This window comes from Rahnella aceris, assembly GCF_011684115.1.
In the GTDB taxonomy this organism is placed as follows: Bacteria; Pseudomonadota; Gammaproteobacteria; order Enterobacterales; family Enterobacteriaceae; genus Rahnella; species Rahnella aceris.
In genome coordinates, this window is sequence record NZ_JAADJV010000005.1 from 155,418 (window position 1) to 172,128 (window position 16,711).

A 16,711-nucleotide genomic window follows, 5' to 3' on the forward strand; every position below is an offset into this window, starting at 1 on the left:
CACTACAAGGATTGTCCCTATGCCAGTAGCCAAAAAAAGGCCGTTCAGCAATGCGCTTAAGTGGCTGATCATCGCCCTGCTCGCCTGCTTTACCGGTTATCTGATCGTGCTGATGTATGCGCAGGGTGAATACCTCTTTGCCGTTCTAACCCTGATCCTATCCGGTGTCGGCTTATACATTTATGGCAACCGCCGCGCGTATTCGTGGCGCTACGTGTACCCCGGTCTGGCCGGGATGTCGTTATTTGTGTTGTTTCCGCTGATCTGCACCATCGCGATTGCCTTCACTAACTACAGCAGCACCAACCAGCTGACCTTTGAACGTGCGCAGTCCGTTCTCATGGGACGTGAATTCCAGGGCGGCAAGGTGCTGAATTTCGCACTCTTCCCTGCGGGCGATAGATGGCAACTGGCACTGACGTCGGCGGATAACAGCGAGACGCTGGTTTCCCCGCCTTTTGCTTTCAACGCTTCCGCGCCGCAAACGCTGGACATGCTGCCGCAAACCGCGCCATCGGCTGAAAAAGCCGGGTTGCGGGTAGTGACACAAAACCGTCTGGCCCTCGGTCAGATCTCAGCGAAATTACCCGACGGCGAAACGCTGCGCATGAGTTCCCTGCGCCAGTTCTCCGGCACTCAGCCGCTGTACAAACTCGGTGAAGATAAGAAGCAGCTGACCAATGTGCAAACCGGCACGATTTACCGCCCGAACATGGACACCGGCTTCTATCAGGCAGTGAACGCTCAGGGCGAATGGCAGGCAGAAAAACTCAGCCCCGGCTTTACCGTCGGCATCGGCTGGGGCAACTTCCTTCGCGTGTTACATGACGAAGGGATCCAGAAACCGTTCCTGTCGATTTTCGTCTGGACCGTTGTATTCGCCCTGCTGACCGTGGTGCTCACCGTGGCTGTCGGTATGGTGCTGGCCTGCGTGGTCCAGTGGGAAGAACTGAAAGGGAAAGCGGCGTACCGCATCCTGCTGATCCTGCCCTACGCCGTGCCTGCGTTTATTTCGATTCTTATTTTCAAAGGGTTATTCAACCAGAGTTTTGGTGAGATCAACCTGATGCTCAGCGCGCTGTTTGGCATCAAACCGGCGTGGTTCAGCGATCCATGGACGGCCAAAAGCATGATCATCATCGTCAACACCTGGCTCGGTTATCCGTACATGATGATCCTGTGCATGGGCCTGCTGAAAGCGATCCCGGACGATCTTTACGAAGCATCCGCTATGGACGGCGCGACGCCGATGCAGAACTTCTTCCGCATCACGCTGCCGCTTTTGATCAAACCGCTGACGCCACTGATGATCGCCAGCTTCGCGTTTAACTTTAATAACTTCGTGCTGATCCAGTTGCTGACCAACGGCGGGCCGGACATGCTCGGCACCACCACGCCAGCGGGTCATACCGATTTGCTGGTCAGCTACACCTATCGCATCGCCTTTGAAGGCGGCGGCGGGCAGGACTTCGGGCTGGCGGCAGCGATTGCCACGCTAATCTTCCTGCTGGTGGGAGCGCTGGCTGTCGTGAACCTGAAAGCATCACGTATGAAATTCGACTGAGGAGAAACAAACAATGCCTATGGTTAAACCGAAGTCGCAGAAAGTCAGATTGCTGGTCACACACCTGCTGTTGCTGTGCTTTCTGGCGCTGATCCTGTTCCCGTTGCTGATGGTGTTCGCCATCTCGCTGCGTCCGGGTAACTTCGCCACCGGCAGCCTGATCCCGGATCAGGTCTCGTGGGATCACTGGAAACTGGCGCTCGGCATTGCCGTCAACAACAGCGACGGCAGCGTTACGCCACCGCCGTTCCCGGTGATGCTGTGGCTGTGGAATTCGATCAAGATCGCCGTGATCACCGCCGTCGGCATCGTCGCGCTTTCCACCACCTGCGCCTATGCCTTTGCCCGCATGAAATTCCGCGGTAAAAGTTCGCTGCTTAAAGGGATGCTGATTTTTCAGATGTTCCCGGCGGTGCTGTCGCTGGTGGCGCTATACGCCCTGTTCGACCGTCTCGGCATGTACGTGCCCTTCCTCGGGCTGAACACCCACGGCGGCGTGATTTTCGCCTATATGGGCGGCATCGCCCTGCACGTCTGGACGATCAAAGGCTATTTCGAAACCATCGACGGTTCGCTGGAAGAAGCCGCTGCGCTGGACGGCGCCAGCCCGTGGCAGGCATTCCGTCTGGTTCTGCTGCCGCTGTCTGTGCCAATTCTGGCAGTGGTGTTCATTCTGTCGTTCATTGCGGCCATCACCGAAGTGCCGGTGGCGTCGTTACTGCTGCGTGACGTCAACAGCTACACCCTGGCGGTCGGTATGCAGCAATATCTGAACCCGCAAAATTACCTGTGGGGTGATTTCGCGGCGGCAGCCATATTGTCGGCTATCCCGATTACGGCGGTGTTCCTGATTGCTCAACGCTGGCTGGTCGGCGGCTTAACGGCAGGCGGTGTGAAAGGTTAACTGTAAGGCTAATGCGCTTTGTAATACTTGATCAATTCCCTGTGTCTTGGGCGGCTGAATAAGCCGCCTTTTTTTATGCAATGGAGGGATCGGGAATAACCAAATAGTCGGTGCAAAGGTATCAGCGAGCTCACAAGAGGCAATGGACTGTATAGCGATCACCAGACCACCTTAGGATTCATATACAGGCCATCCGATCCCAACGGTTGCCCATAAAAAAGGGGTCCTGCCCTAAGGCAGAACCCCTTTTCACTTCCTTCCTTTCAGCTTCAGCTCACCGATACTTTCCGGCGGCGTTTATCGAGGTCTTTAATCAGCTTATTCACCTGCTCGTCGGCAAACATCTCTTCGAGCGTATGGGAGAGCTTACGGCGCCAGTTCGGATATTCATCGCTGGTACCGGGCACGTTAACCGGTGCGCCCATGTCCAGCCAGTCTTCCGGTTGCAGGCCGAGCAAGGCACAGGCACTGTCAGCAACGTAACGTTGCAGACCACGGTTGAGTATTGGCGTCATTTCCATCAGTGCGGCTTTATGCCCGGTTTTCTTCGGGATGCAGCCGTAATGATGCAGACCATCAAGCAACCCCTGACGTGCGCGGGCGCGGTCGGCGTACAGCTCCTGTAAAACAGCCTCGTCGCGGTACAAACCGAGGGATTTTCCCAGCGCCAGATCGTCGCTTTGCCAGTAGCCGCGCAGCGTCGGCAGGTCGTGCGTAGTAATCGTGGCCATCGCCTGAACCGGATAGGACTGCGGCGCGCGGAAGTTGTTTTCCTCGTCGCGCTCGAAATACAGCACTTTGTAGGAATACACGCCGCTTTCGCGCAGTTTGCTGACGATCTCGACCGGTACGGTGCCCAGATCTTCGCCGATCACCATGCAACGGTGACGCTGGCTTTCCAGGGCTAAAATGGCCAGCAGATCATCCACCGGATATTGCACGTACGCACCTTTATCCGCCGTTTCACCCGCCGGGATCCACCACAGGCGCAGTAACGCCATCACATGATCGATGCGCAACGCGCCGCAACTCGTCATGTTGGAACGCAGAAGATCGATAAAAGGCTGATAGCCGCGCCTCACCATCACATGCGGATCCATCGGGCGCAGATCCCAGTTCTGACCGAGCGGGCCGAGAATATCCGGCGGTGCACCCACTGAAGCTTTCAGGCAATACAGTTCGCCGTCGCCCCAGGTTTCGGATCCGCCTGCCACCACGCCGACCGCCAGATCACGGTAAAGCCCCATCGGCATCTCGTGCCGCTGGCTGGTGTGATAGCACTGCGTAAACTGGGTTTCCGCCAGCCATTGCAGCCACAGATAAAACTCCACATCCTGCGCATGTTGTTCGCAGAACGCCCGCACGGCCGGGCCACGGGCATCATGATATTTTTCAGGCCAGCGGTTCCAGCCAAGTGCCACATCACTTTCTTTCGCCAGATGCTCGTAAAGCGCATCAAACGCAGCCTGCAGATACAGGCTTTCACCGCCCTGTTTGACGAAGTTGCGCAGGGATTTCACCTGCGGATCCTGCGCCTTACGTCCCTGAAAATGCGCGTAAGCCAGCCGTAATCCTTCTAATTTCAGCGGCATAACGCTGGCGTAATCCACCCAGTCATTGGCGCGCACCGCCTGCAAACGTTGCTGCGTCAGCGGCTGATGCCACCACTGTTGCGCCGCATCGCTCTGCCGGAAATCATCTACCGCGCCGACGTCGATATAAATCACGTTTAGCCAGCGGCGGGATGACGGACTGTAAGGGCTGGCGGCCACCGGATTCGCCGGATACAGCGCGTGGATCGGATTGAGCCCGACAAACGCGCCGCCGCGTTCGGCGACGTTTTTCAGCATCAGATTGAGATCGCCAAAATCACCGATGCCCCAGTTATTTTCCGAGCGCAATGTATAAAGCTGCACGCAGGCGCCCCACAGTTTTTTACCGGCCAGCAGCGCATCCGGTTCGTAACAGCGTTTCGGCGCGACAATGACCCGACACTCCCACTGTTGCGCGTCCTGCGTCAACGTCAGCTGGTGATAACCGGCAGGAATTTTACCCGGGAGTGCCAGCGTCATTTTGCCGCTGATCCGCCCCTTTTGGGTCACGCCGCTTTCCAGTTTCAGAGTCCAGGCATATTCGCCTTCACCGCCGACCGGCAATGCCAGACGGCTGCCGGTGACAAACACTTTGACCGACGGCACCGGCGTGGCAACCGGGCGGCGGCTGCCCGCCACCCAGCCCATCGCCGATAACAGTTCACGCTTGGTCTCGGAAGCGATTGCCTGTTGTTTGCCGTGCGCATTAATAAAACCAGAAGCAATCCCCGCCTCCCTGGCGGCCTGCTCCAGTGCTTTGTTCTCCATGCGGGCTCCTTATCGCTTCGCCTGCCAGATCCGTTGCTGATAATCGCGGATCGAGCGGTCGGAACTGAACATCCCTACGCGGGCCGTGTTGAGGATAGTTTTACGGGTCCACTCGTCCTGGTCGCGATACAACGCGTCGACTTTTTGCTGTGCCGCGCAGTAATCGGCAAAGTCAGCCAGCACCAGATATGGGTCGCCGCCGCCAAGCAAACTGTCGAGCATCAGGCTGAAGGCCTGTTTGTCGCCATTGCTGAAGAAGCCGTTTTCCAGTTCTTTGAGGATCTTATCCAGGTGCTTGTCTTTCTTGCGAATTTTAAGCGGATCGTAGCCCTTCGCCTGCAAGGCTTTGACCTGATCGACGGTGTTACCAAAGATGAAGATATTGTCTTCCCCGACCTCTTCAGCAATCTCAACGTTCGCGCCGTCGAGTGTGCCGACGGTCAGCGCGCCGTTCAGTGCCAGTTTCATGTTGCCGGTGCCGGAAGCTTCTTTACCAGCGGTAGAAATTTGCTCGGAAACATCAGCCGCCGGGATCATCAGTTCAGCCACGGACACGCGGTAATCCGGAATAAACACCACTTTGATGCGGTCACGCACCAGCGGATCGTTATTCACTTTTTCCGCGACTTTGTTGATGGCATAGATGATGTTTTTCGCCAGGTAATAACCCGGTGCCGCTTTCGCGCCGAACAGGAACACACGCGGCACCATGTCCATTTCCGGGTTATCACGCAACTGACGGTACAACGACAAAATGTGCAGCAGATTCAGATGCTGGCGTTTGTATTCATGCAGACGTTTGATCTGTACGTCGAAAATGGCATCAGGGTTGAGGGTCAGCCCCATCACCTGTTTCACGTAATGCGCCAGTTTGATTTTGTTCTCACGCTTAATGGCCTGATAACGCTGACGGAATTTTTTATTATCCGCAGAACTTTCCAGCCCTTTCAGCGCGTCCAGGTCATTCACCCATTCGGTTTTCAGGGTGTCATCAATCAGCGATGACAGCGCCGGGTTACACTGTTTCAGCCAGCGGCGCGGTGTGATGCCGTTGGTCACGTTGTGGAATTTATTCGGCCATAACAGGTGATATTCCGGGAACAGGTCTTTGACCACCAGTTCGGAATGCAACGCCGCCACGCCGTTCACCGCAAAACCACTGACCACGCACAGATTTGCCATCCGCACTTGTTTGTTCTGATGGACAGACAGTTTTTCCCAGACAGCTTTGTCACCCGGCCACTGTTTTTCGACCACTTTTTTGAAGCGGGCGTTGATGGCTTTGATCAGCGAGAAATGGCGCGGCAGCAGGCTGCGCACCAGTTTTTCATCCCAGCACTCCAGCGCTTCCGGCATCAGCGTGTGGTTGGTGTACGCGAACGTCTGGCGGGTGATCGCCCAGGCGGCGTCCCATTCAAGCTGGTGTTCGTCGAGCAAAATACGCAACAGCTCAGGAATGGCAATGGTCGGGTGCGTGTCATTGAGCTGGATGACTTCAAATTTCGGTAAATCCTCAATTTTACGGCCAAGGAAGTGATGGCGGCGCAGGATATCGGCCACCGAGCAGGCGCACTGGAAATACTGCTGCATCAGGCGCAGGCGTTTACCGGCGTCGTGATTGTCATTCGGATACAGCACTTTGGTGAGTTTTGCCGCATCAATGCCTTTTTGCTCGGCTTTAAGAAATTCACCGTCATTGAACAGCGTCAGATCGAACGGATGCACGTCAGTGGCCTGCCACAGACGCAGCGGCTGGGTAACGCCATTTTTGTACCCGACCACCGGCAGATCCCAGGCTTCACCGCGCAGGGTAAACGCCGGATGCCACTGTTCAGCGCCCTTTTCGTTTTTTGTCAGTTTGCCACCAAACGCCACATCGACGGACAGTGAGCTGTTGTGGCTGAACCACGGATAGCATTCGCGATGCCAGTTATCCGGCGCTTCCTGTTGTTTGCCTTCGCTGAACGACTGGCGGAAAAGACCGTACTGATAGTTCAGACCGTAGCCGGTGGCCGGTTGCCCGACGGTCGCCATGGAATCGAGGAAACAGGCAGCCAGACGGCCTAATCCGCCATTGCCCAGCGCCGGATCGGTTTCCTGCTCCAGTACGTCGGCCAGCTCGACACCCTGCTCTTTCAGCGCCTGACTGACCGTGTCGTACCAGCCGAGATTGATCAGATTATTCGCGGTCAGGCGCCCGATCAGGAATTCCATCGAAATATAGTTAACGTGCCGTTGCGGCTGTTTCGCCGCCGCCGGTGCCGGTTGCGCGCTCAGTTGTTCAGATAATGCGGCACTGGTGGCCTGCCACCACTGGTGCGGTGTCATATCCTGTGCCTGCTGCAAACCGAACCCTTGCCACTGGCGTTTCAGCGCGGCTAAAAACTGCGTCTTATCTAAAGTCACCTGCATCACATGCCTCTTTATCCGGAAATTTGTAGGGAAAGTCTGGTGTTGATTATCACTATGCTGACGCGTATGTCGGTGAGCGGCATCCTCCCGTAAAAGATTAGGCAGGGAGGAGAAACGGGGCGTAGCCGGAGGAGACGGAGGTTCAGGGCAGATGCCTGAAAATTTGTATTAAGAAGTGTGATGCAGAGCAACTTAACGGCATGTAAAAACGTAACATTCTTGCAATCAATGTTTCAAAGGAGGACTTTAGAAAAAGTGATTAATTACACGCTGTGAAATAAATAACGTCCCCTCTGTCCTTCTGTCAAAAGAATCGAAAAAAATGCTGATCCCTTCAAAATTGAGCCGCCCGGTGCGGCAGCAAAATACAGTGGTTCGGGAACGTCTGCTGACGAAGCTCTCGACTGCGCCAAATTATCGTCTGACCCTGGTCGCCAGTCCGGCGGGTTATGGGAAAACGACGCTGGTGGCGCACTGGGCTGCAGGTAAAAGCGATCTGGGCTGGTATTCTCTTGATGAAAGCGACAATCAGCCGGAGCGCTTTGCCAGCTATCTGATTGCTGCTGTGCAGCAGGCCTGCGGCGGGCATTGCATCAAAAGCGAAGCGCTGAGTCTCAAGCATCAGTACGCCAGTTTACCTGCGCTGTTTGCCCAGCTTTTTGTGGAGCTTTCCGACTGGCACAGCCCGCTGCTGCTGGTGATCGACGATTACCATCTGATTTCCAATGACGCCATTCATGAAGGGATGCGTTTTTTCCTGCGCCATCAGCCGGAAAACCTGTCACTGGTGGTGCTTTCACGCACCCTGCCACCGCTGGGCATCGCCAATATGCGTGTGCGGGATCAACTGCTGGAACTCAACGCCTCGCATCTGGCCTTTACGCATCCGGAAACACAGCAATTTTTCGACAACCGGCTGAAAGACCCGATTGATCAGGCAGACAGCAGCCGGCTGTGCGACGAAGTCGCGGGCTGGGCCACCGCCTTGCAACTAATTGCGTTATCGGCGCGGCAGTCTTCTCACCCTTCACAGCATTCGACGCAGCAGTCCGCACGCAAACTGGCCGGGCTGAATGCCAGCCATCTTTCTGAATATCTGGTGGATGAAGTGCTGGATCGCGTTGATGCCCCGACGCGTGATTTTCTCCTGCGCTGCTCGCTGTTGCGCTCAATGAACGATGCGCTGATTGTGCGCCTGACCGGCAGCGAAAATGGTCAGCAACGGCTGGAAGAACTGGAACGTCAGGGATTATTCATCAACCGTATGGATGACAGCGGCGAATGGTTTAACTTCCACCCGCTGTTTGCCACATTCCTGCGTCAGCGTTGTCAGTGGGAACTGGCATCTGAGCTGCCTGCCATTCACCGCGCTGCCGCCGAAGGCTGGCTGGCACAAGGTTTTCCGGCCGAAGCCATTCATCATGCGCTGGGTGCCGAAGACACCAATCTGCTGCGCGATATTCTGCTGCAACATGCCTGGGCCCTGTTTAATCAAAGCGAGCTGGCGTTGCTGGAAGAATGTCTTGCCGCTCTGCCTTATGACCGGCTGATTCAGAATCCTAAACTGGTGTTGTTGCAGGCATGGCTCGCACAAAGTCAGCACCGTTATGCTGAAGTCGAGGTGTTGCTGGCCCGCGCTGAAAGCGAAATGAAACAGCATAATATTGTGATGGAACAGGCACTGGCGGCCGAGTTTGATGCCCTGCGGGCACAGGTGGCTATCAACGACGGACGTCAGGATGAGGCGGAAAAACTGGCCACTGAGGCGCTGCGCTATCTGCCTTATGAAAGCTATTACAGCCGCATTGTGGCCACGTCCGTGACCGGTGAAATCCAGCACTGCAAAGGGGATCTCACCCGCGCACTGCCGCTGATGCAGCAGACCGAGCAAATCGCCCGCCGTTATGAAGCCTATCACTACGCCTTATGGGCGCTGCTGCAACAGAGTGAAATTCTGATTGCTCAGGGCTTTTTGCAGGCCGCGTTTGAGATGCAGGATCGCGCTTTTGAACTGGTGCGCGAACAGCATCTTGAACAGTTGCCGATGCACGAATTTTTATTGCGTTTACGTTCCCAGCTGCTGTGGTCATGGTCGCGGCTCGATGATGCAGAAGAAGCTGCGCGTGAAGGGCTTAATGTGCTGAGCAATTTCCAGCCACAACAGCAGTTGCAATGCCTGGCAATGTTGGCGAAATGTTCGCTGGCACGCGGTCAGCTCGACAACGCCCATCACCATTTACAGCGCTGTGAAGCGTTGCTGAAAACCGGTCAGTATCACATTGACTGGCTGACCAATACCGATAAGCCGCGGGTGATTTACTGGCAGATGATTGGCGATAAAAACGCTGCACGCCAGTGGCTGCAACAGGCGCGTAAACCGGACATGGCAGATAACCATTTCCAGCAAGGCCAGTGGCGAAATATTGCCCGCGTACAGATTTTGCTGGAACAGTTTGATGAAGCTGAAGTGGTGCTCGATGAACTGAATCAGAATGCCCGGCAGTTGCGCCTGACCAGCGATCTGAACCGCAATTTGCTGCTGAGTAACTTACTTTACTGGCAAACCGGGCGCAAAAGTGACGCCCAAAAAGCATTGATCGAAGCGCTGGCGCTGGCGAACCGTACCGGTTTTGTCAGTCATTTCGTCATCGAAGGGGAAATGATGGCGCAACAACTGCGCCAGTTGATCCAGCTTAATCTGCTACCGGAACTGGAACAGCGCCGCGCCCAGCAGATTTTGCGCGAAATTAACCAGCATCACCGTCACAAGTTTGCGCATTTCGACGAAGGCTTTGTGAACAAACTGCTGACCCATCCGCAAGTGCCGGAACTGATCCGTACCAGTCCGCTGACGCAGCGCGAGTGGCAGGTTCTGGGGCTGATTTACTCCGGCTACAGTAATGACCAGATTGCCGGTGAGCTGGACGTTGCATCAACGACCATCAAAACCCATATCCGTAATCTGTATCAGAAGCTGGGGGTTGCGCACCGGCAGGAAGCGGTGCAGCAGGCTCAGCACCTGTTACAAGTGATGGGTTACGGCGCGTAATTATCTCTTCAAAATACATCACGATTTCTCCGCTTTTCATAACACATCGTCAAAATAAGTTGATGTGTTATGCCTATTTTTTATTAGCGAACATTTTTTACTCAAAAATAAAATCCGGTGATATAATGTGACCGTCGTCACATAATTGTAATTCACCATTTCTTCTGTAAAGCCCATTGCCCGCCCGTCGTAGCAGCCTTCCGGCTGATTTTGGCTTCGTGCAAGTGGCTGTAGTAAGTAAGGATTTTATCGATGGGTACATTAACTGCCGGGATTTTAATGATGCGCTGGGAATTGCTGAGCGCTTTTTTGATGTTCTGCACCAGTCAGCTTAATATTGTTTGTCGCCAGTCCAGCCGCAATACCATGGCATTCGTTTGCAGTGGTATCGGCCTCACCGTGACCTGTTTCTTTGTCATGAGCCTGATGGGCATGAGCTACAACGCCGTTGCCGTCGCGCAATTCTGGGCAAACACCAAAGACGTTTTCTTTGATGTCATGAGCAAAACCCCGACCGATATGTCTTACTACTATTAATCCGATTTCCTTAGCGGATATTCCAGATTATTAAAGGGCAGAACCGCATGTTCTGCCCTTTTTGTTATCCCGCGCTTTCCCCCGTGTTACTTCTGATGATTATTTGTTCAGCCGGATGTCATGTAATCCTAAATATAAAAATTTGCGTGACGCATCGAATGTCTTTTTGTATCTATCATTCTGATTACCTGTAAATTGCGGGATGTACCGAAAGGTAAAAAGATATTGTGCTGGCGTCTAAACTATTCATTGCTAATAGTTGAAGGGACGTATTAGATTCTCACTCTATACTTTTCTTAGAATGATCATTGCTTTGTTTGCTTCAGGCTGCTGAATTTTCTCTGATTTGGCTCCCCTGCTTATGGTTGAAGGAATTCCGATGAATACGCATCACATGCTTGGCGCGTTAGTGTTACTGGTAAGTTCTGCTTCTTCTCTCGCCGTTGAAACAACGGGCATTCCTCAGGATCAGGTGAAAGAGCGCAACGCGTTCATTGCCGATTTGATGAAAAAAATGACCCTTGATGAAAAAATCGGTCAGCTGAATCTGGTCACTGTGGGGCCTGAGTACCAAAAAGAAGCCATCATGGCTGACATCCGCGCCGGTAAAGTCGGTGGCGTGTTTAACACGGTAACTAAGCCCGATATCCGCCGTATGCAGGATCAGGTGCAGTACAGCCGCCTGAAAATTCCTCCGTTTTATGCCTATGACGTGGTGCATGGGCAGCGCACGATTTTCCCTATCAGCCTCGGTCTGGCGGCGAGCTGGGATATGCAGGCGGTGGCGACCAGCGCACGTATTTCAGCCCAGGAAACGGCAGCTGATGGCCTGAACATGACGTTCTCACCGATGGTCGATATCACCCGTGATCCGCGCTGGGGCCGTGTTTCTGAAGGTTTCGGCGAAGATACCTATCTGACCTCGCGCCTCGCGCATGAAATGGTTACCGGTTATCAGGGCAAAGACCCGTCTGCCCCTGACGCCGTCATGGCAAACGTCAAACACTATGCGTTGTACGGTGCTGTCGAAGGCGGCCGCGAATACAACACTGTGGACATGAGCCTGACCCGCATGTTCAACGATTACATGCCACCTTATAAAGCGGCAGTCGATGCGGGTGCCGGCGGTGTGATGGTGGCACTGAACAGCGTTAACGGTATTCCTGCCACCTCGAATACCTGGCTGCTGAAAGATATTCTGCGCGATGACTGGCAGTTCAAGGGCCTGACTGTCAGCGACCACGGCGCCATTGGCGGGCTGGTCAAACATGGCGTAGCCGAAGACGATCGTCAGGCGGCCGCGATGGCGCTGAAAGCCGGTGTCGATATGGACATGGCTGACAATATGTACGGTAAGTACCTGAAAGGGTTACTTGCCGACGGCATGGTGAGCCAGAAAGACATTGATCGCGCCGTTCGCGATGTTCTGGCCGCGAAATGGGATATGGGGCTGTTTGTTGATGAATATCGTCATTTAGGCCCGCAGTCGAGCGATCCGGCTGACACCAACGCCGAAAGCCGTCTGCATCGTCAGGAGGCGCGCGAAGTGGCACGGACCTCGCTGGTGCTGTTGAAAAATAACAATCAAACGTTACCGTTAAACAAAAAAGGCACGATTGCCGTCGTTGGCGCGCTGGCTGACAGCAAGCGTGATGTGATGGGCAGTTGGTCGGCAGCCGGTAAGGCAGCGCAGGCAGTCACTGTGTTGCAGGGGATGAAAGATGTGCTCGGTGATAAAGGCACTATCCTCTATGCCCGCGGTGCCAACGTCACCAACGATCAGGCTCTGGTCGATTTCCTGAACTCTTACGAGAAACAGGTGATCAACGATCCACGCAAACCGCAGGATATGATCGACGAAGCGGTGAAAACAGCAGAAAAAGCTGACGTTGTGGTCGCCGTAGTCGGCGAAGCACAAGGCATGGCGCACGAAGCGTCCAGCCGTTCCGAAATTAACATTCCGCAAAGCCAGCGTGACCTGCTCAAGGCATTGAAAGCCACCGGTAAACCGCTGGTTGTCGTGTTAATGAATGGCCGTCCGCTGACCCTGTCGTGGGAAAACGAAATTTCTGATGCCATGCTGGAAACCTGGTTCAGCGGCACCGAAGGCGGACATGCGATTGCCGACGTTCTGTTTGGAGACTACAATCCATCAGGCAAACTGCCGATGACCTTCCCACGCTCAGTCGGGCAAATTCCTTTGTACAATAGCGTGCTCAATACCGGCCGTCCGTTTAATCCTCAGCATCCAGATAAATACACCACCCGTTATTTTGATATCACCAACGGCCCGCTGTTCCCGTTCGGTTATGGCCTGAGCTACACCAGCTTCGGTGTGTCTGACGTGAGTTTGTCATCCACCACGATGGATGCCGGACACCCGCTCACCGCCAGCGTGACGGTGAAAAACACCGGCAAAGTCAGCGGTGCGACGATCGTCCAGATGTACCTGCAGGATGTCACGGCATCGATCAGTCGTCCGGTTAAAGAGTTGAAGAATTTTGAGAAAATCAACCTGCAGCCGGGCGAAGAGAAAGTTGTTACCTTTACGATCACCGAAAAAGATTTACGCTTCTACAACGATAAATTGAAATGGGCTTCAGAGCCTGGAAAGTTCAATGTATTCGTGGGGTTAGATTCTCAGGATGTGAAACAAACCAGTTTCCTGCTGAAATAACTTTCCGGGCCTGACATCAGGCCCGGAAGAGAATCAAAAACCTTCTCTCTCAGGCGGTATTCCGGTAACGGAGACCGCCTGTTCTGAGCAGTAATTTCTGTCCGGTAACTGGATATATAACTGGCAGTGGCTAACCTTAAATTCAATGTGTTACGCCATTCCGCCCTTGTCCGTTTTTTTACGGAACGTGGCGAATGTGCTGAACAGAGTAAGCTCCGTCTGTGCTGACTGTCGCCCGTCGCCACACTGGCGGCGTATAGCGTTCTTTGCGGAGAAACATTCATGGTCGACTCTCAAGATGCTTCCCTCCTGTACCTGCACTTTGGTACACCACGCCCATATTGGCGACTGGGTTCAGACAGCAATGCCCTGGAGTTATCCGCAGAGAAAGGCGTCGTCAATATTGCTATCTCTCTGACGCAGTGGCAGGCAGGGAAAATAAGGCAACTCACCGGGATCACCTCGAGTTTTACCCTGGATATCACGCTATTCGGATCCCCTGCGCGTTTGTATCTTGTCGGGCGAAAAATCGACAGTAAAGCCTGGGCCGGTACGGCCTCCGCCTATCAGGACACTGAGTCTGTCGCCCATGACCTTGAAGTCGGTCTGACCTTTGCTGAGCAGGTGGTTTCTGAAGCCAACTCCGTGATCGTGATTATCGATCAGGAAGGCAAAATCCATCGTTTTAACCGTCTGAGCGAGGAATATACCGGCCTGCGCGAAGAAGATGTTATCGGACGCAGCGCCTATGACCTTTTTATGTCGATGGAAGAAGGCCTGGCCTCACGTCAGAATATCAATGGTTTTTTCCAGCATCAGCAATCTTATGAAGTGGAACGCTGGATCAACACCGTCAAAGGCCAGCGCCTGTTCCTGTTTCGCAATAAATTCGTCCACAGCGGCAGCGGCAAACAGCAAAAATATCTGATTTGCTCCGGCTCTGACATCACTGACGAACGCAAGGCGCAGGAGCGTTTGCGCGTGCTGGCAAATACTGATCTGGTCACCGGTTTCGCTAACCGTAATGCCTTGCAGGAGTCCCTTGCCCGAGCACTTATCGAGCGTGGTGAAAACAACGTCGGGCTGATTTATCTGGATCTGGATAACTTCAAAAAAGTTAACGACGCCTACGGACATATGTTTGGTGATCACCTGCTGCGCGCGGTGTCTGATGCCATTCAGGATTGCCTGTCGCCCAACGATAAACTGGCGCGGCTCGGCGGGGATGAATTCATTATTCTCAGCACGCATGCTGAAATAAAAGCGCTGGAAGCGCTGAGTCAGCGCGTTTTGCGCAGGCTCAGTTTGCCATTCCGCATCGGGCTGATTGAAGTGTATACCGGCTGTTCAGCAGGTATCGCGATTTGCCCGGAACACGGTACCGACGGCGATATACTGTTGCAAAACGCCGATACTGCCATGTATGCAGCCAAGGAAAAGGGCAAAAATGTACACTGTGTTTTCTCACCAGAGATGAATGAGAAAGCCTCTGAATACATGTGGTTAGATACACATTTACGCAAAGCCTTGTCTGAGAAAGATCAGCTGGTCTTACACTATCAGCCGAAAGTATCGCTTTATGGTACCGTGCAAAGCGTGGAGGCACTGCTGCGCTGGAATTCTCCGGAACGCGGTCTGATCCAACCTCAGAGCTTTATTCCCTATGCCGAAGAATCCGGTCTCATCACGCCAGTCGGTAAATGGGTGATCGAAACCGCCACCCGTCAGGCGACGGAATGGCAGAAAAAAGGGCTGAATTTGCGGGTGGCGGTAAACCTCTCCGGACGACAGCTTAACAATAGTTCATTCATCACGACGTTGTCGGATGCCATGAAAAATGCCGGCATGAAAGGCTGCCTGCTGGATTTCGAACTGACAGAAAGTTGCCTGGTGGAAGACGAAGGTGCAGCGATCACCATGATTAACCAGTTGCATAAACTGGGCGCACAGGTACATCTGGATGATTTCGGCACCGGTTATTCTTCACTGTCACAACTGGCGAGAATCCCCCTCGACTGCATCAAGCTGGATCAAAGCTTTATTCGTGGAATCAATGATAATCCGGTGTCTCAGGCGCTGGTACGGGCGATTGTGGCGGTGGCCAAAACGCTGCAACTGACAGTGGTCGCGGAAGGTGTGGAAACGGCGGAAGAAGAGAAGCTGATTGACGAAATCGGTGTGGACAGCAAACAGGGATTTTTATATGCCAAGCCAATGCCAGCAAATGAACTGGAGCACTGGCTTGAGGAAAAAATGATTGCTTCACCCAATGTTTTTAAACATAAAGCAAAACAGAAATAGCGCCAGTCACGGGCTGCTTCTGCCTGCTGCTAGCCGGTTTTACGCAATGACGCCGTATGCCGGTTTTGCAGCATGACCAGACGCTCCATATAACTCAGGTCTTTCTCCTCCAGCGTAAACGCTGCATCCACCCAATCCTCCGTAATATCCATCAGTTCTGAACGTGATAATTGCAGCACACGCTGACGTGCGCGGATCATCGCCCGGATGCCGTTGAGTTTTGGTCGCAAAACATCCATGAACGTTCGCGTGGCGGTGAATGCTTCCCCCGGCTGGAATAACACGTCCACCAGCCCGCGGCTTTCAAACCATTCGGCGGTATGCGACTCCCCGGTGGAAATCAGTTCCTCCGCCAGCTTCATCCCCGCTTTGCGTGATACCAGCGAATAACCGCCCATTCCCGGGAAAAGGTTAAATGCGATTTCAGGGAACCCCATCCGGGCGGTGTTCTGCGCCAGCACGTAATGGTGTGCCAGTGCGGCTTCAAAGCCGCCGCCCAGTGCCGTGCCTTCTATCATCGATAAACTGATCGCGCCTACGTCAAAACCACGCGCGGCAGCGTGAACGCAATCCACGCAGGCTCTGGCGTAAGCACGTAACGCTTCGCGTTTATTATTGACGATGGAATCAACAAAGAAGCTCAGATCACCGCCGACATTATACATATTGGGCACCAAAGAGCCGGTGACCCAAAAATCAAAACGCAGACCGGATGCCTTCGCGGCATACATCAGCGTCATAATGTCTTCGATAAGCTCCTGATTAAAACAGGGACGTGGATAAGACCTGAGCATCATCCACATGACGTTACGACCCTCTTCATAATAGGCTGCAATCTGGGACAAATGCCCGGCTTCGGTGAACGGGCGGCAGGCTGTATGGTCAATAAGATTCATAGTATATATCC

Annotated in this window: 9 protein-coding genes; 6 read left to right on the forward strand and 3 right to left on the reverse strand. The window is 53.8% G+C overall.

The genetic code is table 11. From position 1 onward, the window contains the following. Positions 1-19 precede the first annotated feature (19 nt). Complete coding sequence (gene malF / locus GW591_RS20995; protein WP_013573872.1) at positions 20-1,564, forward strand: maltose ABC transporter permease MalF; 1,545 nt, start codon at positions 20-22, stop codon at positions 1,562-1,564. 13 nt (positions 1,565-1,577) lie between these two features. Next, positions 1,578-2,468, forward strand: a complete 891-nt coding sequence (malG, locus tag GW591_RS21000; RefSeq protein ID WP_013573871.1) for a maltose ABC transporter permease MalG — start codon at positions 1,578-1,580, stop codon at positions 2,466-2,468. A gap of 269 nt (positions 2,469-2,737) precedes the next feature. Here the strand turns inward: malG and malQ are convergent, their stop codons facing one another. Continuing rightward, positions 2,738-4,828, reverse strand: a complete 2,091-nt coding sequence (malQ, locus tag GW591_RS21005) for a 4-alpha-glucanotransferase (protein ID WP_013573869.1) — start codon at positions 4,826-4,828, stop codon at positions 2,738-2,740. Positions 4,829-4,837: 9 nt separating this feature from the next. Further along, positions 4,838-7,240: a maltodextrin phosphorylase gene (gene malP / locus GW591_RS21010; RefSeq protein ID WP_121020142.1), complete on the reverse strand. Its 2,403-nt coding sequence runs from the start codon at positions 7,238-7,240 to the stop codon at positions 4,838-4,840. A 322-nt stretch (positions 7,241-7,562) separates the two neighbouring features. Here malP and malT point away from each other — a divergent pair, with 322 nt between their 5' ends. The 4 genes from malT (at position 7,563) to pdeR (ending at position 15,804) form a co-directional block, all read left to right on the forward strand. After that, the gene (malT, locus tag GW591_RS21015; RefSeq protein ID WP_013573867.1) at positions 7,563-10,289 is read left to right on the forward strand and encodes an HTH-type transcriptional regulator MalT; all 2,727 of its coding nucleotides are present in this window, start codon (positions 7,563-7,565) and stop codon (positions 10,287-10,289) included. 252 nt (positions 10,290-10,541) lie between these two features. Then, a complete protein-coding gene (locus GW591_RS21020; protein WP_013573866.1) occupies positions 10,542-10,826 on the forward strand; it encodes a YjcB family protein in 285 nt (94 codons plus the stop codon). A 379-nt stretch (positions 10,827-11,205) separates the two neighbouring features. Then, on the forward strand, positions 11,206-13,503 hold the full coding sequence (bglX, locus tag GW591_RS21025) for a beta-glucosidase BglX (RefSeq protein ID WP_112152060.1): 2,298 nt from the start codon (positions 11,206-11,208) through the stop codon (positions 13,501-13,503). Between the two features lie 282 nt (positions 13,504-13,785). Continuing rightward, complete coding sequence (pdeR, locus tag GW591_RS21030) at positions 13,786-15,804, forward strand: cyclic di-GMP phosphodiesterase (protein WP_119261176.1); 2,019 nt, start codon at positions 13,786-13,788, stop codon at positions 15,802-15,804. Between the two features lie 29 nt (positions 15,805-15,833). On the opposite strand, the gene GW591_RS21035 is transcribed toward pdeR, so the two are convergent. After that, positions 15,834-16,700: a crotonase/enoyl-CoA hydratase family protein gene (locus tag GW591_RS21035; RefSeq protein WP_013573863.1), complete on the reverse strand. Its 867-nt coding sequence runs from the start codon at positions 16,698-16,700 to the stop codon at positions 15,834-15,836. Positions 16,701-16,711: the final 11 nt, after the last annotated feature.